This window comes from Pseudomonas sp. xss_4 (genome assembly GCF_043104125.1).
Classification (GTDB): domain Bacteria; phylum Pseudomonadota; class Gammaproteobacteria; order Pseudomonadales; family Pseudomonadaceae; genus Aquipseudomonas; species Aquipseudomonas parafulva_B.
The window spans coordinates 27,942-52,419 of the sequence record NZ_JBICKJ010000018.1 but is presented as its reverse complement, the minus strand read 5'-3'; the positions used below and the strand labels follow the sequence as shown (position 1 = coordinate 52,419).

The 24,478-nt window shown below is 63.0% G+C and carries 20 protein-coding genes and 1 pseudogene; 6 read left to right on the top strand and 15 right to left on the bottom strand.

The window, feature by feature from the left end; all coding sequences use genetic code 11:
• Positions 1–538 precede the first annotated feature (538 nt).
• Positions 539–693 (top strand): annotated as a pseudogene (locus tag ACF8GB_RS03395) (IS256 family transposase); the annotation flags it as partial.
• A 184-nt stretch (positions 694–877) separates the two neighbouring features.
• Here ACF8GB_RS03395 and ACF8GB_RS03390 read toward each other — a convergent pair.
• Both ACF8GB_RS03390 and ACF8GB_RS03385 read right to left on the bottom strand, forming a co-directional pair.
• A complete protein-coding gene (locus ACF8GB_RS03390) occupies positions 878–2,788 on the bottom strand; it encodes a hypothetical protein (RefSeq protein WP_392526547.1) in 1,911 nt (636 codons plus the stop codon).
• Positions 2,789–2,889: 101 nt separating this feature from the next.
• Positions 2,890–3,789: a helix-turn-helix domain-containing protein gene (locus ACF8GB_RS03385; protein ID WP_196142757.1), complete on the bottom strand. Its 900-nt coding sequence runs from the start codon at positions 3,787–3,789 to the stop codon at positions 2,890–2,892.
• 161 nt (positions 3,790–3,950) lie between these two features.
• On the opposite strand from ACF8GB_RS03385, the gene ACF8GB_RS03380 reads away from it, so the two are divergent.
• From ACF8GB_RS03380 to ACF8GB_RS03365, 4 genes are all read left to right on the top strand, one after another.
• Positions 3,951–5,309, top strand: coding sequence for a glutamine synthetase family protein (locus ACF8GB_RS03380; RefSeq protein WP_144967691.1), 1,359 nt, complete (start codon positions 3,951–3,953; stop codon positions 5,307–5,309).
• Between the two features lie 67 nt (positions 5,310–5,376).
• Positions 5,377–6,465 (top strand): polyamine ABC transporter substrate-binding protein, encoded by a 1,089-nt coding sequence (locus ACF8GB_RS03375; protein ID WP_392526546.1) that lies wholly within the window; start codon positions 5,377–5,379, stop codon positions 6,463–6,465.
• Positions 6,466–6,478: 13 nt separating this feature from the next.
• Positions 6,479–7,774, top strand: coding sequence for an NAD(P)/FAD-dependent oxidoreductase (locus ACF8GB_RS03370; protein WP_392526545.1), 1,296 nt, complete (start codon positions 6,479–6,481; stop codon positions 7,772–7,774).
• A 120-nt stretch (positions 7,775–7,894) separates the two neighbouring features.
• Entirely contained in the window at positions 7,895–9,814 is a 1,920-nt protein-coding gene (locus ACF8GB_RS03365; RefSeq protein ID WP_078478656.1) for an acyltransferase family protein, read from the top strand.
• A gap of 12 nt (positions 9,815–9,826) precedes the next feature.
• Here the strand turns inward: ACF8GB_RS03365 and ACF8GB_RS03360 are convergent, their stop codons facing one another.
• On the bottom strand, positions 9,827–11,203 hold the full coding sequence (locus ACF8GB_RS03360; RefSeq protein ID WP_392526543.1) for an L-serine ammonia-lyase: 1,377 nt from the start codon (positions 11,201–11,203) through the stop codon (positions 9,827–9,829).
• A 146-nt stretch (positions 11,204–11,349) separates the two neighbouring features.
• Between ACF8GB_RS03360 and ACF8GB_RS03355 the strand changes: the two genes are divergently transcribed.
• On the top strand, positions 11,350–12,303 hold the full coding sequence (locus ACF8GB_RS03355; protein WP_058639231.1) for a LysR substrate-binding domain-containing protein: 954 nt from the start codon (positions 11,350–11,352) through the stop codon (positions 12,301–12,303).
• 32 nt (positions 12,304–12,335) lie between these two features.
• On the opposite strand, the gene ACF8GB_RS03350 is transcribed toward ACF8GB_RS03355, so the two are convergent.
• The 12 genes from ACF8GB_RS03350 to ACF8GB_RS03295 form a co-directional block, all read right to left on the bottom strand.
• Positions 12,336–13,757, bottom strand: a complete 1,422-nt coding sequence (locus ACF8GB_RS03350) for an undecaprenyl-phosphate glucose phosphotransferase (protein WP_058639230.1) — start codon at positions 13,755–13,757, stop codon at positions 12,336–12,338.
• A 174-nt stretch (positions 13,758–13,931) separates the two neighbouring features.
• Complete coding sequence (locus ACF8GB_RS03345; protein ID WP_392526542.1) at positions 13,932–14,690, bottom strand: WecB/TagA/CpsF family glycosyltransferase; 759 nt, start codon at positions 14,688–14,690, stop codon at positions 13,932–13,934.
• Complete coding sequence (locus tag ACF8GB_RS03340; RefSeq protein ID WP_145254505.1) at positions 14,690–15,877, bottom strand: glycosyltransferase family 2 protein; 1,188 nt, start codon at positions 15,875–15,877, stop codon at positions 14,690–14,692. The genes ACF8GB_RS03345 and ACF8GB_RS03340 overlap by 1 nt, the downstream gene beginning before the upstream one ends.
• The gene (locus ACF8GB_RS03335; RefSeq protein ID WP_058639227.1) at positions 15,874–17,076 is read right to left on the bottom strand and encodes a glycosyltransferase; all 1,203 of its coding nucleotides are present in this window, start codon (positions 17,074–17,076) and stop codon (positions 15,874–15,876) included. Before ACF8GB_RS03335 ends, ACF8GB_RS03340 begins: the two co-directional genes overlap by 4 nt.
• Before the next feature lie 49 nt (positions 17,077–17,125).
• Positions 17,126–18,130 carry a DUF535 family protein gene (locus ACF8GB_RS03330; protein WP_392526541.1) on the bottom strand — a complete coding sequence of 335 codons (1,005 nt, stop codon included), beginning with the start codon at positions 18,128–18,130 and terminating at the stop codon, positions 17,126–17,128.
• A 9-nt stretch (positions 18,131–18,139) separates the two neighbouring features.
• Positions 18,140–19,126, bottom strand: coding sequence for a glycosyltransferase family 2 protein (locus ACF8GB_RS03325; RefSeq protein WP_392526540.1), 987 nt, complete (start codon positions 19,124–19,126; stop codon positions 18,140–18,142).
• Complete coding sequence (locus tag ACF8GB_RS03320; RefSeq protein WP_058639225.1) at positions 19,123–19,647, bottom strand: serine O-acetyltransferase; 525 nt, start codon at positions 19,645–19,647, stop codon at positions 19,123–19,125. Before ACF8GB_RS03320 ends, ACF8GB_RS03325 begins: the two co-directional genes overlap by 4 nt.
• A 6-nt stretch (positions 19,648–19,653) precedes the next feature.
• Complete coding sequence (locus ACF8GB_RS03315) at positions 19,654–20,607, bottom strand: glycosyltransferase family 2 protein (RefSeq protein WP_392526539.1); 954 nt, start codon at positions 20,605–20,607, stop codon at positions 19,654–19,656.
• The gene (locus ACF8GB_RS03310) at positions 20,600–21,217 is read right to left on the bottom strand and encodes an acyltransferase (protein WP_196186530.1); all 618 of its coding nucleotides are present in this window, start codon (positions 21,215–21,217) and stop codon (positions 20,600–20,602) included. Before ACF8GB_RS03310 ends, ACF8GB_RS03315 begins: the two co-directional genes overlap by 8 nt.
• A 104-nt stretch (positions 21,218–21,321) precedes the next feature.
• Positions 21,322–22,788, bottom strand: coding sequence for an FAD-dependent oxidoreductase (locus tag ACF8GB_RS03305; protein WP_392526538.1), 1,467 nt, complete (start codon positions 22,786–22,788; stop codon positions 21,322–21,324).
• Positions 22,785–22,997, bottom strand: coding sequence for a twin-arginine translocation signal domain-containing protein (locus tag ACF8GB_RS03300; protein WP_058639294.1), 213 nt, complete (start codon positions 22,995–22,997; stop codon positions 22,785–22,787). Before ACF8GB_RS03300 ends, ACF8GB_RS03305 begins: the two co-directional genes overlap by 4 nt.
• A gap of 40 nt (positions 22,998–23,037) precedes the next feature.
• Positions 23,038–24,414 carry an oligosaccharide flippase family protein gene (locus tag ACF8GB_RS03295; RefSeq protein ID WP_058639221.1) on the bottom strand — a complete coding sequence of 459 codons (1,377 nt, stop codon included), beginning with the start codon at positions 24,412–24,414 and terminating at the stop codon, positions 23,038–23,040.
• Positions 24,415–24,478: the final 64 nt, after the last annotated feature.

Here is a 24,478-nt window from a genome sequence, read left to right as displayed (position 1 = left end):
GGGACCAGCGCTCTCTGAAAAGCGCCACCCAACCCCAACAAAACGGATCAAATATAATTGAGTGAATTTCGAGATAACGTTTGACCAGCAGCACTACCCGGAAGTGCTTCACTGACAAACATGATGCATATTTTCTTGCTGCGCTAGCCCCTTTTAAAAATAGGGAATGTTCCTACACCTCATGGCTTAAATGCCCACAACCTCCGAGCCGGCATGCCGAATCACCAAAGCTGCATTCAAAAAATGCAGCCCTAGCACTATCGATGAGCTGATCCATATCAATGAAATATCAACAGTGAAACGATTTCCTGTCATGCACTAGGCGAGTATTATTTTCATCCCATCACACTTAATCGGCAATTTCGTACAACCTGGGTGTCGGAAATTTTATGTTCGGGCATCACATTAGCGAGAGGTGCGTGTATATCAACCAAAACATATGCCTGCGTGACCTGTCCCAAATCTCTAAAGAGCTGCCAGAGCAGTTCGGTGATGCCTGACAGCTGCGGAAGCTATCGAGGATGCCCCCGGCGTTTGGGGTCATTTCCCGAACGATGAAGCAGCTACCCACCTGATCTGGCTGGGGCTGAGAAACTTCACGGGAAACTGGGGCTCAGCAGCGCACGCTTGGCAAGTGCGATGAATCAATTCGCAATTTTGTACGAGGATCGGTGCATCAGGCCAACCTGGTGAAAATCAGGGCCTGCCGGACGGCAGGCCGCTACCGGCCTGCACACAAAAACTGACGCTCCCCCGCGATGGGCCGCGCAGCGGCCCCGGCTTTATAACGCCTAGACTGGCCCCCTGCCCTACAAGGCCCCATACACCCATCACCGCAGATCACGCGTGCAGCACTGATCCCACGCTCCACCTGCCATCAGCCGCGCCCCTGATCCTTCACCCAATCGAGCATCCCACCTGGCACGATCAGCTCGTGCCGAGCCCTGGAACACGCCGTATACAACCCCGCCAGCAGCCGGGCGCGCTCGTTGCGGTTGCCTGGCACCTGTTGCGGCACCATCAGCTCTGGCGACACCATCACCCGCGCGAACTCCATGTTCCTCACATCCCTGACCCGCCCCAGGAACAGCTTGGGCGCTTTGTCCCAGCGGTAGCGGCTCTTGGCCTTGGCAAAATGCTGCGAGGTATATCCCTTGCCCAGCATCGAAGCCACAGCGATGAACGCCTTGTCGTCCCCTTTGTGCTCGGCCAGCGCCTGCCAGCTGGCGTACCGGAACAGCATCGGGTGCCGCGGCCGTGTACCGTGGCGGTACAGCTCGATGCAGTCTTCGACAAACAGCTCGAAGTCCTTGCGTGCCCCGTGCAGCATCACGAACGCAACGCCAAGATGCGTCAGGCGCTGGAACCAACCGAACAGGCCCCATTCGTCCTCGACGATCAAGGCCGTGGGCTGCTGGGGCACGGTCACGCTGTCGAAGAAACTGACGCGTGTGTAATGCTCGGCACTGCCGCTGAACGCGGCCTGGATGGCAGCCGGATGCGCTTGAATCAACGGGTTGAGCACATTGTCCATGGCCGGCCCGACCCGCAATGAATGGTCGATGTAGCGTTGACGAATGAACCCACCATGATGGGCGCTAAGGCCATTGAGGTTCTGCAACTCGTCACCCAGCGCAATCACCGATTGTGGGCTACGGTCGAGCACCTCGAGCATGGGCGCTGACAATTCGTGGGCTTCGTCCACGATGACGTGGGTATATCGCGCATCGATCAGGTAGCCGGTCAGGGCAAGCAATTTGACCCGGTGATAATCGCGCAGCGGCAACTGAATATCCCTGGCCGGGGGGCGGATCAGCGCCTGCCAGTAAAGGCGCGCCGTTTCGAGCAGCACGTGCTGGTCCAGCGGCGTGATACCCGGTACGGACGACGGCAAATGGTGCAAGTCAATCTGCGCGTCGCCACTGTGACAAAAGGCGCGCACCGCGCGTACGCACACGCCCACCACGTCGACGGCGGCCAGCGGCCCGACGTCGGGCAAGCCGAGCCAGCGCACGATCTGCGCCTCCTGCGGTCGCCAGGACTGCCGGGTGCGGTACGGGTCACGCAATCGCCAGCCGGTGCGGGTCAGGTCGCGGTTTAAAAGCTCATCGGCCAGTTGCCCGAATGTCATGGCCGTGTAGGCCTTTGCATCCTTTACCCGCGCCTGCAGCGCCCGCAGCTGCCCCTCGGTCAGGGCCAGCAGCAAGGTGCGCTGCGGATCGAGCAACCTGGCGAACTGATGAATCAGAAAGGTCTTGCCGGTGCCTGCAAAACCCTGCACAGCCACCGATTCGTCCACCCCGCTGAGAAACTCACGCAACAGACGGTTTTGCTGATCACTGAGCCTAAGATCGCTGGCCAGCGACGGCAGGTGTACGGCATGCAGGGGCGTGACGCGCTGCCGGTACAGATCGGCGAACTGGTAGTTCCACTGCCCCTGATCGTCCAGCAACTCGTCCGGCGCATGAGCAACCTCAGGCGACAACAGCGCAACACCATTTTCGCCCAGCATGCCCAGGCCCATGGCGAACACTTCGCGGTCGAATTGCTGCTGCACCTGCGCCTGAAAACGCCCGGGCGCTGCCTGCTCGACCTGCTGGGCAATGCGCAGCACCTCGGCGAAGCGCCGCTCCTGGGCGTCGGCCGTGAGCGGCGTCCGTTGACTGGCCAGACGCTGGACAAACAGCACGGCAGCCGCTTGCAGCACACTGGCAGAGACAAGTGGATCGGCACAGGTGCCGGCGGCGAGGTTGTCGGCCTGGTCACTGGGCAAAGGCAGGTAGAACATCGGCACCTCAGGTGTTTATAAGGGCGGCACGATAGCAACTTTATCGCCCTGATGCAGGCACCAAACACCCGAGGACCGTCCTGCCGTAATGCGGGGGCTGCTCAACCCTTGGCGCGCCGCAGCGTGTCGCTGGGAAGTTCCTTGAACAAATGCCTGTAACTGTTTGAAAACCTTCCTAAATGCCAGAATGACCACCGCATCGCTACTTCGGCCACCGTGCCGCTGGCCCCATTGAGCAGATCCCGCCGGGCGCCGTTCAGGCGTCTTAGCCGCAACCAGTGCGCAGGGGTCATCCCTGTGAAGGCCTTGAATGCCTGTTGCAATTGGCGCAGCGAAACGCCTGCAACGCTGGCCAGCTCGACTAGGTTCAGGGTCTGCTCGGGGCAATCGGCGGCCCAGTCACTGACACGGCGCATGATGGCCCTTGCCTCCCCCCGCTGCCCCAATGCCACGCCCTGCAGGCGCTGGCAGGCGTTATCCAGAATGAACAGGCAATCCTGCAGCAGTTGCTCGGCCAGGGCTTGCCCCTGCACACAGCCCTGTGACTGCCCCAGGTGGGTGAGCGTGGCGCTGAGCCAACTGCCGAACAGCGCCGTTTGCCCGCTGCCCAGCGGCACCATGAACAGGCCATCAAGGCGTTCGAGGTTAAGCCCATGGCTGAGCAGGAAGGCCTGCTCGAACACCACGGCCACTTCCTGGTAGTGCTCGGGGGTGATCCAGATGTTGCGGGTATGCTCATTGAGCAGGTACAGGTTGTTCTCGCTTCGGTCGAAGCAGAAGGTCAGCGAGCCCGAAGGCGGTCGAAAGAATTGTTCCACCCGGGTGTTGAGCCGCTCTTCGTACACCTGCAGCCCGTCCAGTCCCAGACAGCGCAGCTCGCCGCTGAAATGACCCGGCGACATTTGCCGGTAGTGCTGCTGCCACCCAGGTGTGACGCGGATCTGCTCGGTAACATCGTGAGTGTGGTAAGCCTGGACCTGCAAGGCATCTGCGGTATTCACGCGACATCCTTTGTGCACTCTTATGGTGCATTCGACAGCGTAGAAAGTGGATAGATCGTAGCCGGGACTGCGACCAAGATAGTCGCCAGCGCGTCGACTGGGAAGCCAATGCCTGTTCACCTGTGATGCCGCGCACTCACCGATAACCTCAAGAGGTCCGTATGAACGCCCCCTTCGATCAGCTGTCCGCCTGGCTGAAAGAGCACCGCATCACCGAGGTCGAATGCGTCATCAGCGACTTGACCGGCATCGCCCGCGGCAAAATCGCCCCTACCGCCAAGTTCCTGCACGAACGGGGCATGCGCCTGCCCGAGAGCGTACTGTTGCAGACCGTCACCGGCGACTATGTCGACGATGACATCTATTACAGCCTGCTCGATGCGGCCGACATCGACATGATCTGCCGGCCTGACCCCAGTGCGGTGTACCAAATTCCCTGGGCCATCGAGCCGACCGCCATCGTGATCCATGACACTTTCGACAAACAGGGCAACCCGATCGAGCTGTCACCTAGAAACGTTCTCAAGAAAGTGCTGCAACTGTATGCCGATAAAGGCTGGCAACCCATCGTAGCCCCTGAGATGGAGTTCTACCTCACCCAGCGCTGCGAAGACCCGGACCTGCCATTGCAGGTGCCGCTGGGCCGCTCCGGGCGTGCCGAGAGTGGGCGCCAGTCGTTCTCCATTGACGCGGCCAACGAGTTCGACCCCTTGTTCGAGGACGTCTACGACTGGTGCGAACTGCAGGGGCTGGACCTGGACACCCTGATCCATGAAGACGGCCCGGCGCAGATGGAGATCAATTTCCGCCACGGTGACGCGCTTGACCTGGCCGACCAGATCACGGTGTTCAAGCGCACCATGCGCGAAGCGGCCCTCAAGCACAACGTGGCGGCCACGTTCATGGCCAAGCCCATCACCGATGAACCCGGCAGTGCCATGCACCTGCACCAAAGCGTGCTCGACGTGGCCACGGGCAAGCCGGTGTTCGCCAACGATGACGGGAGCATGAGCCAGTTGTTCCTGCACCACATCGGCGGTCTGCAACGGTACATACCCAAGTTGCTGCCGATGTTCGCCCCCAACGTCAACTCGTTCCGCCGGTTCTTGCCGGACACCTCCGCCCCGGTCAACGTCGAGTGGGGCGAAGAGAACCGCACCGCGGGCCTGCGCGTTCCCACGTCCACGCCCGAGTCGATGCGCGTGGAAAACCGCTTGCCGGGCGCAGATGCCAACCCTTACCTGGCCATCGCCGCCAGCCTGCTGTGCGGCTATCTGGGCATGGTCGAGCAGATCGACCCCAGCGCGCCGGTCCAGGGCCGGGCTTACGAACGGCGCAACCTGCGCTTGCCGATCACCATCGAGGATGCGCTGCAGCACATGGAAGACTGCCAGACCGTGCAACAGTACCTGGGCAAGTCATTCGTGCAGGGCTACGTGGCGGTCAAGCGCGCCGAGCATGAGAACTACAAGCGCGTCATCAGCTCATGGGAGCGCGAGTTCCTGATGCTGAGCGTCTGATCCTGCAGGGGCCGCAGCGCGGCCCCTTAGCACCGCACACCCACAACAATGCCAACGAGGTGTCGTCATGCATTACCTGAAAGCCCTGATCCCTTCTGCATTCACCCTGTTGTTCGCGGCCACCAGCCAGGCAGCGCCGACGGTCAGCGTGTACAACTGGACCGACTATATCGGTGACACGACGCTGGCGGACTTTCAGGCCAGCACCGGTATCAAGGTGGTGTACGACGTGTTCGACTCCAATGAGACCCTCGAAGGCAAGCTGCTGGCAGGTCGCACCGGCTATGACGTGGTGGTGCCGTCCAACCACTTCCTGGCACGCCAGGCTCAGGCCGGCGCCTTCCTGCCGCTCGATCGCAGCAAGCTGACCAACTGGCAGCACCTGGACCCCAAGCTGCTCAAGTTGCTGGAGCAGAACGATCCCGGTAACCGCTATGCAGTGCCCTACCTATGGGGGACCAACGGCATCGGCTACAACGTGGACAAGGTCAAGGCAGCCTTGGGCATCGATCGGGTGGACTCCTGGGCGGTGCTGTTCGAGCCCGAAAACCTCAAGAAACTCAAGCAGTGCGGCGTGGCCTTCATGGACTCGCCCGATGAGCTGTTCCCGGCCATGCTCAACTACCTGGGCATGGACCCGCGCAGCGAGAACACAGCGGACTATCCCAAGGCCGAGGCGCGCCTGCTGGCCCTGCGGCCCTATATCACCTACTTCCATTCCTCCAAGTACGTCTCGGACCTGGCCAACGGCAATATTTGCATCGCCTTTGGCTATTCGGGCGACGTGTTCCAGGCTGCCAACCGCGCGGCAGAGGCCAACAATGGTGTGAAGATCGCCTACAGCATTCCCAAGGAGGGCAGCAACCTGTGGTTCGACCTGCTGGCCATCCCCAAGGATGCCAACAACCCCGAGCAGGCCCTGGCCTTCATCAACTACCTGCTCGACCCACAGGTGATCGCCAAGGTCAGTGCGACGGTCGGTTATGCCAATGCCAACCCCGATGCCAAGGCATTCATGGACCCGGCGTTGGTGAACAACCCCGAGGTCTACCCACCCCAGCAGGTGCTGGACAAGTTGTACATCTCCACGACACAAAGCCCGAAGATCATGCGCCTGATGACGCGCGCCTGGACCAAGACCAAGTCCAATCGCTGAGTGAGCCTTACCCATGCCTTTATCTGCCGAACATGCCGCGTCCTACTATGCGGCCACTGCCCGTGATACAACCCGCTATCCGTACCTCGACGGCGAAGTCGATGCCGATGTGTGCGTCGTCGGCGGCGGCCTGACAGGGGTCAACACCGCACTGGAACTCGCCGAGCGCGGCCTGTCGGTGGTGCTGCTCGAAGGCCGGCGCGTGGGTTGGGGTGCCAGCGGGCGCAATGGCGGCCAGCTGATCCGTGGCATCGGCCATGATGTCAACGGCTTCGCTCGGTACGTGGGCGAGGACGGCGTGAGGTATCTGAAGCAGGCAGGCATCGACTCGGTGACCTTGGTGGCTGAGCGCATCGCCCGCCACGGCATAGCATGCGACCTGCGCTGGGGCTTCTGCGAGCTGGCCAATACCCCCGCCCAGTTCGCTGCCTTTGCCGCCGAGCAGCAGGAGCTGGCGGCCTTGGGCTACCAGCCTCACACCTACCGGGTGCCGGCAGAGCGCCTGCGCGAAGTGGTTGGCAGCGACCGTTATGCAGGCGGCATGGTGGACATGGGCTCAGGGCACCTGCACCCATTGGATCTGGTGCAGGGCGAAGCCCGAGCGGCGCAGTCCCTGGGGGTGCAGATCTTTGAACAGAGCCCGGTGCTGCGCATTGACCATGGCTCCACCGTAACGGTGCACACCGCGCACGGCAAGGTACGCGCTGCCAGCCTGGTACTGGGTTGCAATGCCCACCTTGAGGGCCTGGAGCCCAGGCTCAGCGGCAAGGTGCTGCCAGCGGGTAGCTACGTGGTCGTGACCGAGCCACTGGAGGAAACGGTCGCAATGTCGCTCATTCCCCAAGACATGGCCCTGTGTGACCAGAAAGTGGGGCTGGATTACTATCGCCTGACCGTCGACCGGCGCTTGCTGTTCGGCGGTGCCTGCCACTACTCCGGGCGCGATCCCCGCGATATCGCCGCGTACATGCGGCCCAAGGTGCACCGGGTGTTCCCGCAGTTGGGCGAAGTGCGCATCGACTATCAATGGGGCGGCATGATCGGCATCACGGCCAACCGCTTCCCACAGGTCGGGCGACTGCGTGATCATCCCAACGTCTACTACGCCCAGGGTTATTCGGGCCATGGGCTGAACGTCACACACTGGACGGCCAGGCTGCTTGCCCAGAGCATCGCGCTGGGGCAAAGCAAGGGGCTGGATGTGTTCAGCGCCGTGCCCCACCTCACGTTCCCCGGCGGCAGAGCGCTGCGCTCGCCCCTGCTGGCCCTTGGCATGTTGTGGTACCGGCTGCGCGAGGCCCTGGGGTGAAGACGTTCAGGTACAGGCCATGGGCCATGTGGTAGTCTGCGCCCCTCGAAATGCATGGTCGCGCCGACCATGCCAAAAGGAAGCGGGCCACCCGGCCCAGGCCAGATCAGGACCCCTCCCATGCTGTTTCACAAGAACATCAACGCCCTGCGGGCGTTGGCCGTCATATCGGTCGTGCTGTACCACTTCAAGATCCCGGGGTTCTCGGCCGGGTTTCTCGGCGTGGATGTGTTCTTCGTGATTTCGGGCTACCTGATGACCCGGATCATCGTGAGCGGCCTGGACAAGCAGCAGTTCTCGCTAATCGGTTTCTACGCGGCCAGGGCCAGGCGAATCATTCCGGCCCTGCTGGGGTTGTGCATCGCCCTGGCCGTGTTCGGGTATTTCTTTCTGGCAACGGACGACTACCGGGAGTTGCTGCGCACCAGCAAGGAAAGCCTGCTGTTCACGTCCAACCATTATTTCGCCCGTGACGGCAGTTATTTCGATGCACCGCTTCAGGAAAACTGGCTGCTGCACACCTGGTCGCTGTCGGTGGAGTGGCAGTTCTACTTGATCTATCCCGTGATCGTGATGGGCCTGCACAACGTGTGCGCACCGCCTACCTTCAAGCGGCTTGTGTTGGCGCTTGGTGCCGCCTCGCTGGTGTTCTCGGCGCTCTACAGCCCAGGCCATCCGGTCGCATCGTTCTTCCTGCTGCCTACCCGAGCCTGGGAAATGCTCGCCGGTGCTCTGGTGTTCCTGTATCCGCTCGCGCTTTCGCCCAGGGCGGCGGCACTGTGCGAAGCCCTGGGCCTTGCACTGATTGCAGGCGCCCTGGCACTGCTGCCCCACGACGCTACCTGGCCGGGTTACCTGGCCCTGATACCGGTGATCGGCACCCTGCTGGTGATCCACGCCAATGCCAACAGCCTGTTCGCACGCAACCGGGCACTGGCATTTCTGGGCAAGACGTCTTATTCGATCTACCTCTGGCATTGGCCATTGGTGGTGTTGCTCTATACCTGCGGGCTGCTGCAAGACTGGCGCGCGGTGACCTGTGCGGTGCTGTTGTCGGTTGCGCTGGGCGCGGCGTCCTATGGGTTGATCGAAAGCAGGACACGCGCCCTCAAGCGCCCGGTACTGGGCCTTGCCCGTTACGCAGGCATGGGCCTGGTGTGGGTGGCGGCGGCAGGGGCCGTGGCCTCGGCAATCAAGCACAACCCGCAACTGCGCTGGGCCCACGATGACGGCAAGCCGGAGTACGACAGCAAGCTGTACGCACAGCACTGCGACACCAACCCGTATGGGGCCGCACAGTGCGTATTGGGCACCGGCGATATCTCGGCCCTTCTGCTGGGCGACAGCCATGCCCAATCCACCGCTGCGGCCTTGATGCTGGAAAACCCCGGCGCGGCGATGGGCTGGGCACGGGCCGGCTGCCCTACCCTGATCGACTTCGAAATGGGCGACAAGGACGTCGAGCAGCACTGCAAAGCCTTCAACGCCGACAAGTTCGCCCAACTGGCCACGGACTACCCTGGCGTACCCTTGTTCCTGTTCAGCCGCGCAGCGCTGTATACCGACCAGCGCCGGCACAGTGGCTATAGCGTCTACTTCAACGGCGACAAGCACCAAAGCGGCCCGCAATTCGAGCAGCAGTTCATCCAGACCTACACCCAAACGGTGTGCATGCTGGCACAAAATCGCCCGGTGTACATCGTCAAGCCGGTGCCGGAAATGCCGTTCAGTGTCTACAAGGGCCTGACCCTGCAGCACCGGCTTCTGGGCATGAACAGCGACATCGTCACGCCTGTGAGCGATTACCAGGCCCGCAACCGCCTGGCCCTGGAAGCCATCGAGACGGCGGCCGAACGCTGCCACGCAGGTATCGTTGACCCGGTGCCCTACCTCTGCCCGGACGGCAAGTGCATGGGTTCAAAGGACGGCAGGCCGCTGTACTTCGATGACAACCACTTGATTGACGCGGGCAACGAACAACTCAAGGGCCTGTTCAAACAGGCCATGCACAGCAGCCCGGGTTCGACTGCCCTGCGCTGAAGCGCAGGGTGCTCAACACTCCACGAACGCAACGGCCAGGCCGCCGCGAGAAGTTTCCTTGTAGTTGGCGTGCATGTCCGCACCGGTGTCGCGCATGGTGCGGATGACGCGGTCCAGGGAAATGAAGTGTTCCCCGTCACCGCGCAGCGCCATCTGCACAGCGTTGATCGCCTTGACCGCGGCGATGGCATTGCGCTCGATGCAGGGCACCTGAACGAGGCCGCCGACCGGGTCACAGGTCAGGCCCAGGTTGTGCTCCAGCGCAATTTCAGCGGCATTTTCCAGCTGCGGGGGCGTAGCGCCCAGCAGCTGCGCCAGGCCTGCGGCTGCCATCGAGCACGCTGAGCCCACCTCGCCCTGGCAGCCCACCTCGGCACCGGAAATTGACGCATTCTTCTTGCACAGGATGCCCACGGCCGCAGCCGCCAGGAGGAAATCCACCACGTCGTCATCGCAGGCGCCGGGGTTGAATTTCATGAAGTAGTGCAACACGGCCGGGATGATGCCGGCCGCGCCATTGGTGGGTGCGGTGACCATGCGCCCACCGGCGGCATTCTCTTCATTGACCGCCAAGGCGAACAGGTTGACCCACTCCATGGCGCTCAAGGTAGAGCCGATGACGTTGGGCTTGCCCTGCTCCTGCAAGCTGCGGTGCAGCTTGGCCGCCCGGCGCTTGACCTGCAAGCCGCCCGGCAATACGCCCTCGTTGCGCAGCCCATTGTCGACGCACTCGCGCATGGCCGCCCAGATGCGCAACAGCCCGTCGCGCACCTGCGCCTGGGGCCGCCACGCGCATTCGTTAGCCATCATCAACTGCGCAACGCTCAGGCCATGCTGGCTACACAGCGCCAGCAGCTCGGCTGCGCTGTCGAACTCGTAAGGCAGCGTGACGGTTGGCGACAGGCCCACCGGCGCGGTCAGCTCGGCCTCCTCGACAATGAACCCGCCGCCTACCGAATAGTAGGTCTGGTGCAGCAGGCTGGCATGCTGGTCGAACGCCTCCAGGCGCATGGCGTTGGGGTGATAGGGCAGGTTTTCATCGAGCAGCAGCAGGTCGCGGGCGTAGTCGAACGCCACAGGATGGCTACCGTCGAGCATCAGGCAATGCTCTTGCAACACTTGGCCGATGCGCGCATCGATGCTGGCAGGGTCGATGCGGTCTGGCCATTGTCCCATCAGGCCCAGCAGGCAGGCTCGATCAGTGGCATGGCCCACGCCAGTGGCGGACAGCGAACCATACAGGCGTACTTCGACACGCTGGGTGCTGTTGAGCAAGCCTTGCTCGCGCAGCGCTTGGGCAAACGTGGCGGCGGCGCGCATGGGGCCGACCGTATGCGAACTGGATGGGCCGATACCGATTTTGAAAAGGTCGAAAACACTGATAGCCATGCTAATACCTGACGGGCGGTTGCTGCTGCCAAAACGCCCAACACTTGAAAACCTCAGGCGCACAGGCCCGTTTCGCGAGATACTGCGCCCCTGTGCTACAAATGACCAACGAAACTTCCTAAGCCAGCCTTTAGCAGGACTAAACCATGAGACGCCAACTGACAGGGCAATCCTTCGTCTGGCTGCACGTGTTCGCCTGTGCCGCCCGTCACCTGTCGTTCACCCGCTGCGCCGAGGAGCTGCATATCACCCCCGGGGCCGTAAGCCAGCAGATGCGCCAACTGGAGGAGCGCCTGGGTTATCGGCTGTTCCTGCGCCGCGCCCGTGGCGTGGAACTGAGCGCCGAAGGCCAGCGCCTGGCTCAGACGGTGGCGGACGCCTATGGCAGCATCGAGGCAGAACTGGTGCGCCTGGATGCAGGTGAAATACGCGGCACCGTACGGGTGCGCTCGATCCCCTCGTTCCTGGCCAAGTGGCTGACCCCGCGGCTGTCACGTTTCCAGCAACGCTACCCCGACATCGAGCTGCGGCTGGTGGCCGAGGACAGCGCACAGGCCCTGACGCCTGGGGATTTTGACCTGGCGATCGACCTCAACGACGGCAGCTACCCCGGCATGCTGTCGACGCCGCTTCTGGCCGAGCAGATCTTCCCGGTCTGCTCCCCAGCCCTGCTGCGTGGGCGTCCCCCGCTGCACGGGCCAGCGGACTTGGTGCACTACCCGTTGCTGCACGACATCACGGCCTGGCGAGGCAGCTCGGAATATGCCGAATGGGAGTTCTACCTGGAAGGCATCGGTGCGCCTGCGCAAGCCGTACGGCGTGGCCACACCTTCAACCGCAACCACCTGACCATCGAGGCGGCCATTGCGGGCCTTGGCGTGGCCATTGCCCGGCGTACCCTGCTCAACGACGAACTGGAGCGTGGCGCGCTGATCGTGCCATTCGGGGTCGCCATCCCCAACCACAAGCGCTACGTGGTGCACTACCCGCCTGGCGGGTTGAACCAGCCCGGCGCACGTGCGGTACACGACTGGCTGGTGGCAGAAGCGCAGGCGTTTCGAGAATTGCATCCCCTGACTGGCGCACCGCAAGATCTGTAGCGCAAAACACCCAGCCTGTCTGGCTTGGGTCGCTAGTACGCCTGCTTGCCGGTGAAGGCGTTTAGGGTGCGCACCAGGATCACGAAATCCAACCACAGGGACCAGTTGTTGATGTACTCGATGTCCGAATCGACACGCTGGATCATCTGCTCGATGTCCTTAGTTTCACCCCTGAAGCCCCGCACCTGGGCAAGGCCGGTCATGCCTGGCTTGATGTTGTGGCGCGCGAAATAGTCGACGATGTCCTGGGAGTACAAGGTGTCATGCTGCAATGCATGGGGCCTGGGGCCAACCAATGACATCTCGCCCGTCAGTACATTGAACAACTGCGGCAGCTCATCGAGGCTGGTGCGCCGGATGAAGGCGCCGACCCGGGTCAGGCGCGGGTCGTTTTTCTGTGCCTGCTTGATCTGCCCGGCTTCGGGCTGGTGAACATGCATGCTGCGAAATTTCCAGATCCGAAACGATTCCCCGGTCCAGCCCGTGCGTTCCTGGCGAAAGAACACCGGGCCTGGGCTGTCGAGCTTGATCGCCAGGGCCACAGCCAGCAACACCGGCGATGCACACAGCAGAATCAGTGCCGCCAGGACACGATCCTCGAGGTTCTTCAGGAACAGGCTCATGCCGGTCAACGGGGTTTCAGACAGGGTCAGGACAGGAATACCGGCGATTTCGCGCACGCTATGGTTGATCAGGCGCAGGGAGAAAATGTCGGGCACCCAGTTCACTGCGATGCACTTGTCGAGCAGTTTGAAATAGACGTCGCTGATGACTTGCGAGCCTCCCAGTGGCGTCACCAGGTAGACCGTGCGGATGCCATGCTGGGCGACGATGCCGTCCAAATCGCTGATATGCCCCAGCACCGGCAGGCGCTGCTTGCCGTGCTCGACGTCGTCGCCGTGCGGCGCGGCTTCTGCGGTCAACACGCAGCCTACCACCCGCTCCCCGAACCAGGGGTTGCTGCTGATTTTCTGATAGAGGAAATTAGCCAGGTCACCGTCGCCGATGATCAGGGCGTTCTCAAGGCGAGCGTGGGCGGTAAAGCGTTTTTGCAGTTCACGCACGGCAACATGCAGAAACAGCTGGGCGATGTAGCCGATAACGAACAATTCCACCACCAACAGCCGTGAATAGGTTTCGCTCTGCTTGGTCAGAAAGGCCATGACCACCAGAAAGCAGAACGTTGCCGACCATGCCTTGAACAGCCGGAACGCCTTGATCGACAGCCCGACGTTGGTGCGATAGATGGCGTAGTGATCGTAGATGACCGCCAGTGCCCCGATCAGCAACAGCAACATGATGACGTAGTCGGACGTGATGTAGCCGAACTGGTCGTAGATCAGGTACCAGGCAATGCCGGTCACCGCCACGCCATCCAGACCGGCTTGCACGGCGTTGCTGACGCTGCTTCTGCGCTGAAGCAAAGACCGGCTGCTTCGGGGTTCGAACACCATTTCAGACCTCATCGATGGGTACATGGCCAGGGCCTGTAATCGCCCTTTGATACTGAAGGACAGCGTTGGCGAAACCGGTACAGCAGCAGGCGCGCGCGGGTGTCTGTAGCGGTGATATCACTGTAGCAGCCCGTCCTTGGCTGCGCGGTAACTTCGGGCGACCGCGCCATGTCGTCAGCCGCCAGGATGCAGCGCTCGCCCTGCCCGGGCGAACCGCCGGGCGCGTAACAGGAACAGCGGGTTGCCCACCACGTAGCGCATGAACAGCCGCCGGGGCTCGCACAGCAAGCGGTACAGCCACTCTGCACCCAGCCGCCTGACCCAGGCCGGTGCGCGATGGACCTTGCCGCCCATGAAGTCCAACACGGCGCCGCCGCAAACGATCGTGCACACAAGGCCCGTGCCTTTGAGCGCAGCCGCCACGGCCTCCTGCTTGGGCATGCCCATGCCTAGCAGGATCAGATCCGGCCGATGCTCGGTCGCCAGGTGCAGGTACGTCGACACGTCGGCGAAGCCGTCATGCACCGAAACCGGCGTGACGCCATAGGTGGCAACGCAGCACTGAACAGCCTGCCCCAGATAAGGCTGGCGGGTGCCCCAGAAGGCCACGCGGCGGCCTGCGTAGGCGTGCACCAGCCGAGGAATGAAATCCGTCCCGTTCATGTTCAACCCTGGCGCCAACCCGAGCTGACGGTACAGCATCGCCATGCCCGAGCCATCGCGCAGCAGCACATCGGCGCCCAGCAGCGCCTCGCCATAGGCGTCATCGCGAACGACCAGGTTCATGGCATGGGCATTGACGAAGCCCAGCACGGTCGGGGCTACAGGGGCACCCAAGGCGTGCAGCAGGCGCTCAGCAGCCTCGCTATCCTCGACCACCTGCAGCTGGTCGATCACCGCGTGCCACCGTGCTGGCCACTGCTTTGCGGCCATCAATCGTCCTCCCGGCGGGAGCGCACCCACTCCACCTGGCGCTTGATCAGAAAGCCCACGTAAACCGGCACCTTGCGCAAGGCGTAGAACGGCGCATACAGCAGCACCGAGAACGGGATCACGTCGCGGCAGAATCGTGCCCAGGCCAGCAGCACGGCAAGCGCCAGTAGCAGCAACGCACTCAGCGCCATCCAGGCAGGTGTCGCCACGTCTGCTACGGCGTAGGCCACCCAGGTAAGGGCGTTGAGCCCCAGCAACATCAGGACCAGCAGGGCCAGCGGAGGCACCAGCACGTCCAGCGTCAAACCGGCCAAGGCCACGTTGCGCTGGCTGAAGGCAGCCCAGGCGCGACGGGGCGCATCGGCCAGCATCAGCCCCAGGTGCCCGTGCTCCCAACGCGTGCGCTGGCTGTTAAGGCCTTGCTCACTGGTCGGGAACTGACTGGTGACCAGCGCCTGCGGGCAGAACAACGGCGGCGTGCCCCGCTGGCAGAGGTCAAGGCCCAATTTCACGTCTTCGACCAGATGCCCGTTGGCCAGGTCCACGGCGGCCAAGTCCTGCCACGGGAACGCCATGCCCGAGCCCATGAGCTGGCAGGGCAAGCCCACCCGTGCCCAGCCACGGGGCCGGACCAGGTTCTTGACCCGCCAGGCGAACTCGGCCACCTGCACCTTGAGACCGGCACCTGCCGGCGCCTTCATGAGGTACAGCGCCTGCACCGGCCGGCCGCTCTGCGCGCAGCGAAGGGCCAGTTGTTCGAGCGCCCCTTGCTCAGCACGGCAATCGGCATCGACGATGATCACCACCTGGGGCGGGTCGGCGGCCAGGTGACGCATACCGAAGTCCAGCGCATAGCCTTTACCCCGGCGCAAGGCATCCTGACGCACAACCACTTCAGCACCGCCCTCCTCGGCCCGTCGCGCTGTGTCGTCGCTGCAGTTGTCGGCCACGACCAGCAGGCGGTCACCGGCTTGCAGTTGCGGCACCAGGCTCGCGAGCGTGGCGGCGATGATGCTGGCCTCGTCATGGGCCGGGACCAGCACGGCAACCTGCGGGCGCGCCCGGGCAGCGACGGGTTGCGCACGAGCGGGAAGGTAGGCCAGCAACACCTGCCCCAGCAGCACCAGCACCGGAACCGAGACTAGGAGCGCCAGCCCCCCCAGTAAGAACGTCAATACAGTGATCATGCCGTTGCCTTGAAATACTCGGCCAGCCGGGCCGCCTCAGTGTCCACATCATGCCGCTCCAACACCCGCGCATGGCCGGCTGCGCCCATCCGCTGCAGCGTCTCGACCGGCTGCCGGAGGCAGTCAGCCATGGCTTCGGTCAATTGTTCGACGTCCCCCGCTGGCACCAGCCAGCCGTTCTCGCCAGGGCGCACCAGTTCGGGGATACCTGCCACATAGGTGCTCAGCACAGGACGACGCAGCGCCATGGCCTCCATCAAGACCACGGGCAACCCTTCGGCGAAGCTGGGCAGCACCAAGGCACGCGCCGCAAGCATGTGCTCGCGCACCTGCTCACTGCCGATCCAGCCGGTGATGCACACCTGTTGCTGCAAGCCATGATGGGCGATCAACCGCTCTATCTCGCCGCGCATCTCGCCATCACCGGCCAGCACCAGTTCGAAGGCGATGGAACGCGCCGCCAGCCGGGACGCGGCCTCCAGCAGCAGTAACTGGCCTTTCTGCTCGCACAGGCGGCCCACGCAAACCAGTCTCGGGGCCTGGGGTATCGCCACGCTGGGCACCTCATGAAACGCGCGTTCCAGACCGCAATGCACCACCTTGACCTTCGGCCAGTTGGCGTGGGCCACCCAGCGATATAGCTGGCTGCGTCCGTAGGCACTGACAGCCGCTACGAACGCTGCACGGTCGACCTTGTCGCCCAGGTGCAGGAACTGCGGCTTGTCGAACTCCTCCGGTCCGTGGACGGTGAAACTGAACGGCGGCCCACCCAGTGCGTGGACAAGCATGACGACTTCAGCGGAGTTGGTGCCAAAGTGGGCATGAACGTGGGAGGCTCCGCTTTGCTGCAGCCAGAGCAGTACCTGGCAGGCTTCAGCCAGGTATACCAGGTGATACGGCCAGGCGCGGTCCGCCCTGTATCCCATGCGCAAGGCCAGGCTCAGGGTTTGGCAGAAACGCCGTGGTTGTGCCCGCAGCACGCGCCAGAGCGGTTTGAGCAAACCCGCCAGCCCATGCTGCAGCACATACACCGTTTTGGCTTTCTCGCAGACATCCTCAGGGTCCTGCAACTGGGCGTCCCATCCGCGCAGGGCAATGCGCTGAACCGTAATGCCCAGGCGTTCAATCGCCAGGATTTCGCGCCGTATGAAACTGTGACTCACCTTCGGGTACTGATTGACGAAGTAAGCAATACGCATACGAATCCAGATCCAAACCCGCTTGATGACACACCACGCCCGACAAGCCTTATGTACGGCCTTCTGTCAGGGGCGGAGCGTCCACTGCCGATGCATGCCCAGCGCATGCATCCCCTTGTAGTTCTTGTAGTTCATGGTTGCCGGCAGCGCCTGCCAAAGCCTTGTGCATGCGCGTGAAAACACTGTCGAGCAAAGCTTGCCGGCGGCGGTACATCGCCCGTTTCTTGGCGGGAATGTCCGATTCGGCGCGCTGTGCAGCCACCAGGGGTAGCTCGAAAAAACCGTTGCAGGGTGCCGGCTGGCCGCCGTGGTCCTGCCAGATAGCATCGTAGTCGGCCGCCAGTTCACGGGCGGTGTCGGCGCCAAAATAGCGATGACGGTGGTGCCTGCAGCCGTCGCTGACGGCCAGTATGCGATCGACCGAGAGCGAGCGCGCCAGGCACTTGAGCGCTTCGAGCACCAGGCTGCGCGGGCGCAGGCCTTCGAAATGCTTGGTCAGGTCGCGGTAGATGGCCAGGGACGTTTCACTGTCGATGCCTTTGTGGATGCCTTGCACCGCGCCGATGAAAAGCGTCAACCTGTTCCCGTCATTACACAGGGTGAAGGCCAGTGACGCGACCCGCAGGTCGCCCTGAAACAGGTTCAGGACCAACTCGCCTTCGCGCTTGAACCAGATCGGCCGGTCCAGCACCAGGCTGCAGGCCGGTGAATGGTCCCCCAGGTCGCACAACACGCGGCGCTCATCGCGGCTTGTGACCAGCAGCACCGGCGCTTTAGCAGTCACCACTTCGAAATGCGAGGCCACGGCATCGAGCCGTTGGGCCACGTTCCAGCCGCTGCTGATGTAGGGCCATTGCACCATGCCCAGCGCGTCGTCCCCTACGCGCTGCCGCCACTGGGGGCCCAGTGCAGTCCTCATGCGCCCCATGAAGCGCTCGAGCGCGTGGCGATGGCTCACCATGAGCACGGCCAGCGCGCACTTGCTCTTCACGGCCCGCGGGGTGAAACCGGGTTGCAACGTCGATAGGCTGCTCACGAGGCGGACAAGCATCATGGGGTCATCTCACTTGTACTCGATCAGCGCTGATTTGCCGGGCAACAGCCGCTGGCGCCAGAATTTCAGTTGCCCCACTGCCTCTGGGAACTTGCCCAGTACCAGAAACATGGCCTGCAACCTGCGTTGCCGGGGCGCCAGGCCGCCGCGCCTGGCCAACCGCAGGACTTGCAGTGGGTACAGCAGCAAGAGCGCCAGCCCCCCTACCCCGAACAGCAGGCATGCCGCCAGTGTCAGCAGCGGGATCCCCAGCCCCCAGACCCAGGCACGGCGGGACTCACGCACCCAGTGCCGCTCGGGTGCAGCACCATGCAACCAGGCGCCTTCGGCATAGGCGTAGCCGGCGCGCATGCTGCGTCGCCACCATTGGCCGAAGCGCGTCATGGCTGCATCGTGCAGGGTCATTTCGGCGTCCAGGCGCCATATTTTCCAGCCCGCGGCTCGCAAACGTACACACAGCTCCGGCTCCTCGCCGGCAATCAGCCCTGCCCGGAAGCCGCCTACGCTGGCGAATACCTGGGCACGCATCAATGCGTCACCGCCACAAGCCTCGGCTTGGCCAACCGGGGTGTCCCACTCCAGGTCGCACAACTGGTTGTAGACGCTGTGCTGGGCAAAGCGCTCACGCCGCCGCCCGCAAACCACCGCAACCTCTGCGTGCTGTTGCAAGAAGGCGTGGGCAGTGGGCAGCCACTGGGCGTCGATCTCGCAGTCGCCATCAACGAACTGCACCATGTCCAGACCGGGCTGCAACTGGTGCAGCCTGGCGAAGCCTTCGTTGCGCGCGCGGGCGGCAGTGAATGGGATACACAAGTCCAGGGCCAGGACGTGTACACCCAACTGATGCGCGAGCTGAACCGAGCCATCGGTGGAGCCGGAATCCACGTACACCACCGTATCGACACGGGTCACCAGCGCGCGCAGGCAGCGCGCCAGGCGCTGGCCTTCGTTGCGGCCAATCACCACGACGCCAATGCTCTCCAGGTGTGCGCTCACGGCATCACCTGCGTCGCAGGGCTGCGCCTGGGCTTGACCACCGCCGGCACGCCCACGGCAATGCTGTTGTCCGGCACATCGACCAGCACGACGGCATTAGCGCCAATCACCACATTGTTGCCAATGCGTATATCGCCCAGAATCTTGGCGCCGGTACCAATGTCCACATTGTTACCGAACACGGGCGCCACAGGCCGATCGACCTGCTTGAGCCCCACCACCACGCCGTTGCGAATGCGACAGTCGTCACCGAACCGGGCGTAGCCGCTGACGATGATGCCGCCGAAGTGATCGATGACGAAATTGCGACCCACCAACGCCTCGCAAGGCAGTTCGACCCCGGTCAGGATCTGTACCAGCTTGAACAACACCTTGTAGACCAGCGAACAGAGCTTGCGCAGTGGCGCAGGCTTTACGCCATAGCGCCAGCGGCCAAACCGGTAGACCAACATCACCCAGAACCCCTGGGCTCCCCAGTCGCCACCGTGGGCCCGCAGATCGGCACGAATATTCTCGAACATGGCGCGCTACCTTGTCGGCTGGGTGGCGTAGCGGGTTTTGAACAGCAATGCCCACGTGGTGCGGCTGTGCAGCCAGCAGGCCTTCAAGGCCTCACGCCCGCGCCGCTTGATCATCGCCTTGAGCGCCAGTATCACGTCACCCAGGCTCACCAGCCCCATATGCAGGGCAAGGCCCGCGCGGCCGTGGTGCTTGCGAAAGTACAGCAGCTCGCTTTCGATCTGATAAGCGGATATCTGCCGGCTCGCGGCTTCGAGCTGGGCCACCGACTTGGAGCTCTCGCCACCGATATGCACCACCGTGGTGTACGGGTAGAACACCACCTTCCAGCCCGCGGCCTTGACGCGCTTGCAGTGGTCGACCTCTTCGTAATACAGAAAGAAACGGGGGTCGAACAGCCCCACCTGGTCAAGGACTTCGCGGCGCACCAAGTAGAAACATCCAGGCAGCCAATCGCATTCGCGCACCGAGCCATGGTCCCAGCTCATGTCGTCGACGCGCTGTACGCCGGGGACAAAGCGTTCGAGCCCGGTGCGGGCGAGAAACACGTTGAGCGGCGTCGGAAAATACCGGCAGCTCGGTTGCAGGCTGCCATCGCGACCTTCGAGCCGAACACCGAGCACGCCACATTCCGGATGCGCCTGCATGTAGTCCAGCGTTTTGTGCAGCGCGTCCTGGGCCATGAAAGCATCAGTGTTGAGCAGCAGGGCGTACTGGCCTTGCAGGTGCGCCAGCAACTGGTTGTTGGCACGACCAAACCCTACGTTCTTCGGGTTGCTCAGCACCACTGCCTGAGGGCAGACCTGGGTCAGGCGTGCAAGTGAGTCGTCGGCCGAGGCGTTGTCCACCACCAAGTAGCGCACCAGATGCTCGCTGTCGGCGCTGCGCAGGGCGTCGAACATGGGCTGCAGCAAACCGGCCGTGTTGAAATTGACCACCATCACATCCACCGGCTTAGCCATTGTCGCTGTCCCCGAAGAAGTACTGGCGCCGCTGGGCCATCAGCATGGGCTCCACCTGTGGGTCGAAGGCGCCCTTGCGCTGCTTGACGATGTCGATCCAGGGATAGGCTTCGCAGCGGGCTTCCACCCGTTTGATCAGCGCGTCGGTGGTGCAGATGAAGGCCGCGGGGTTACCCCCGTAGACAGTGCCAGGCGGCACGTCCTTGGTCACCACGGCCCCGGCGGCCACGACGGAGTCCGGGCCGATGGTCACGCGCGGCATGATGATTGCGCCGTGACCGATGAAACAGTTGTCCTTGATGTCGATGAAGCCGACCGAGTCCAGGTGCTTGCCGAAGCGGTGCTCGATCAGTAGCACGACGCCGTCATGGCCGATGAGGGTGCAATCGGACAAGCCCACGCTGTTGCCGATGCGCACCAGCGATGGATCGGTCACGTTGCAACCCTGGTTGATGTAGACGTTGGTGCCCACGGAGTGAAAACCGCCCCAGCGGGCCAGGTAGGCGCCCCATTCCAGCCCCGCAGGGTTGCACATCTTCTTGTACAAACCGCGCGCCCGTCCCGTGCGGTGGGCATACTGCATTACGGCTCTGCGTATCCATCCCATCATGCTGCCTGGCCTCGCAATCGATGCAACCTGAGTTATCCCTGGGCGCCGCCGGTCTCATTCTTGTGTGTGCTGACCGCCGCACCCCTTTTCCTAAAGCGGGTGGATCACGCCGCGGCGCTCCTCTGGGCGCTCATGCGGGCATCGAGGTGTTCGGCCAGGCGCACGGCGAATTGCAACAGTGGCATGGTCGGGTTGGAGGCACCGCCGGTGGCGAAGATGCTGCTGCCGGCTGCATACAGGTTGTCGGTGCCGAACACCTTGCAGTCGCGGTCCACCACGCCATGACGGGCGTCGGCGGCCATGCGCGTGGTGCCCATGTGGTGGGCGTGCGGCGACAGCCTGAGCGGTACCGAGGTGTCGTAGACGAAGTCGTTGAGTTTGACGAACCCCAGGTTCTGCTTGGCCCACTGGGTCGCAAGCTCGGTGCCGATGCACTTGATCGTGTGCCGGTCCTGCTCGTCGAGTACCCAGTTGACGTTGACCTTGGCCACGCCCAGCGCATCCTTCTCGTCGAGCAAGGAGATCCGGCTGTGCAGGCTTGGGAACTGTTCGATCATGGTGCTGATGATGCCATCGCCTGGGCAGCTGAAGCTGGCGACGAAGGCCACCTTGCTGGCCACGCCCATGTCACAGGCCAAGGTTTCCAAAAAGTACTTGACCTCGGCGGTACGGCCGTAGGTTTGCACATCGGCCAGCAGGGCCGCGCGCACATTGCCCTTGCCGATCTTGAAATGCTCGATGAAGGCGTCGGTGGTGTAGTACTCGCGCGGATCGGGATCAAGCCCCGACTTGAGGATGAACGTGCCCATGTCGATGTTCAGGTGCTCCATGAAACACCGGCCTACCAAGCCGTCCTTGCTGATCACCCCGGCCGCTGCCAGGGAGGTGCTGTTGAGCAGTTGCCGCGCGTTCTCGATGGCGCCTGCGGCGAGGATGAAATGCCGCGCGACCTGACGCTGGCGGTTGCCGGCGTAGTCTGACAGCAGCACCGCTGCCAGCCGACCAGAGGCGGGGTCGAATTCCAGGTCTACGCAGTTGCAATTGATTAACACGTCCAGCCCTGGGGTTTGTTCCAGGGCGGTGGCGTACTTTTGGGCAAATCGGGTTGGGGTACTGAGCAGGAAGCGGTCCGGTTCGAACTCGTCGCCGTCCAGGCCCGTGTTGATGGCGTGAAAGTCCGCACCGGCGGGCAAATCGACGATGTCCATGGCGGCGGGCAGGTAGCGCGCGATTTCGGCGTAGGCAATGGGCCAGCCTGGCAGGTCGCCTGGCGGAGCGATGGAAAAATCGGACGGGGTAAAGGGTCGGCAGCGGCCTGCCCAATGGTTTGAAGTACCGCCCAGGTAACGCAGCCGGGTCTGCTCGGCATACAGTTGCAGCCCACTGGAGGTGCAGGCGTACAGCTCCTGAGAGCGAGGTGCATAGTCATGGCCACCCCCCTCTGCCAGCAGCACGCTCCAGCCAGCCGCCGCCAGGCGCAACCCAAGCGTGATGCCGGCCGGGCCGGCGCCGATGATGCACACGTCGTAGCTGTCGCGCAGCGTCTTGTGTTCCTGAAAATCGGTGATCATGCCGACGGGCTCTTGAAATACTGGGACGGCAATACCCAGCCATTGATGACCACGAACGCCTCGCTGGTGTCAGCGGTGTGCCGTGGCAGCGTTTGGCCGGCGACCGCCGTCATCGGACCCAGCACGGCGCCTGTCGCCCCTACCACCGCGCACCCCTTGAGAAACTCCCTGCGATCCACCTGTGACGCACACACGCTCTGCTTGCCCATGATCACCTGGCCATCCTCACAAAATTCCGACAGGTAGCGCTCAGATCCACTCGAACAAAGCGGTTAGCCCAGCCCCGCACAGCGCCCCGGCCACAAGGGCCGGCAGCACTGCAAGCTCGCGCTTGAGGCTGAACATACCCAGTTTGCTGTTCACGTAAACGATTAACACCAGGGTCGGCAGCGTGTGCAGGGCAACGCCCCAGATCGCCCAGTCCACCCCACCGAAATACAGCAGTACCGGCAGCAACCCCCACAACGACACCAGGCGGATGATGTTGTCCATGGCCTGGTACTTGGTCAGCCCCAAGGCGATCCAGACCTGATGGGCCAATGTATAGCGCAATGTGAGGAAGGACAGCGAGAGAATTGCGAGCATCGGCCCTGCTTCACGGTACCGCTCGTCGTACATCCAGCCAATCAGCAGCGGGCTGGCGGTCAGAAACCCCCCGCAGATGAACAGCACCAGCAGGTCCACCAACAGCCGGAAACGGTGATAAAGGGCCACCAGACGTTCGCGATCGTCAGCACGCGCCGCCTCGCTGAACGCTGGAAGCGCCACGGCGCCGACCACCTTCATGATGGCCATCTGTACCGCACCGAGGATCAACACGGCGATGGAGTACACCCCCAGCTGCGCTGCCGTCATGCTGGCACCGAACCAGATACGGTCACCATACATGGCCAGCACCCCGACCATCGACGACAGCAGGATCCAGCGCCCGAACACGATCAGCTCGTTCAGGGCGGCGCGGTCCCAGTGCAGGCGGTTGCCAGGGCCCTCCAGCGCAGTGTGGCCCAGTACCGTCCAGGCCAGGGCAGACACCAGGCCAGCGCTGACCAGCGCCCAGATGGAATGGGTCAGGTAGCCCACCACAAGCATTACCAGCAGACCCGCGACTTGGGACGCCAGGTCGACCAGCACCACGCGCTTTTGTTGGAAGGTTCGCACTGCCACGTCTATCTTGGTGGACTGAAAACCCCAGATCACGGCAGACAGGCCGGTGATGGCCAGTACCGCCGGCAACACGGGTGCTGCATACGTCGCGTCCGCAGGCCATAGCTCAGCCACCTGCGCCAGCCACGCGCCCAGGGCCAGAAGCAAGGTCAAGGCGAACAGGATGAAGCCGCGAATGATCTGCACGGTCCAGGCCGTGTTGAGGAAAACGGGGTCGTCACCCCGGTGGCTCTGGATGATGTTCTGGCGCAGGCCAACATCGGAGAGCAAGTGAAGCAGTACCGAAACCGTGGTGGCGATGACCATGACCCCGAACATCTCCGGGACCAGGATACGCGCCATGATCAGGTTGCCGCCCAGGCGCATCAGTTGGGAAGCCACTTGCGAGACCAGGTTCCATGAACCCGCCCGCAAGGCCCGCGAGCGCAGGCTCGGGGTGGCTGACACCTCAATCGACGGCATGGGTTCAATCTCTGACTGAATGGCTAAAAGTCACTATAGTTTCAATTAGCCATGATGCTAGCCG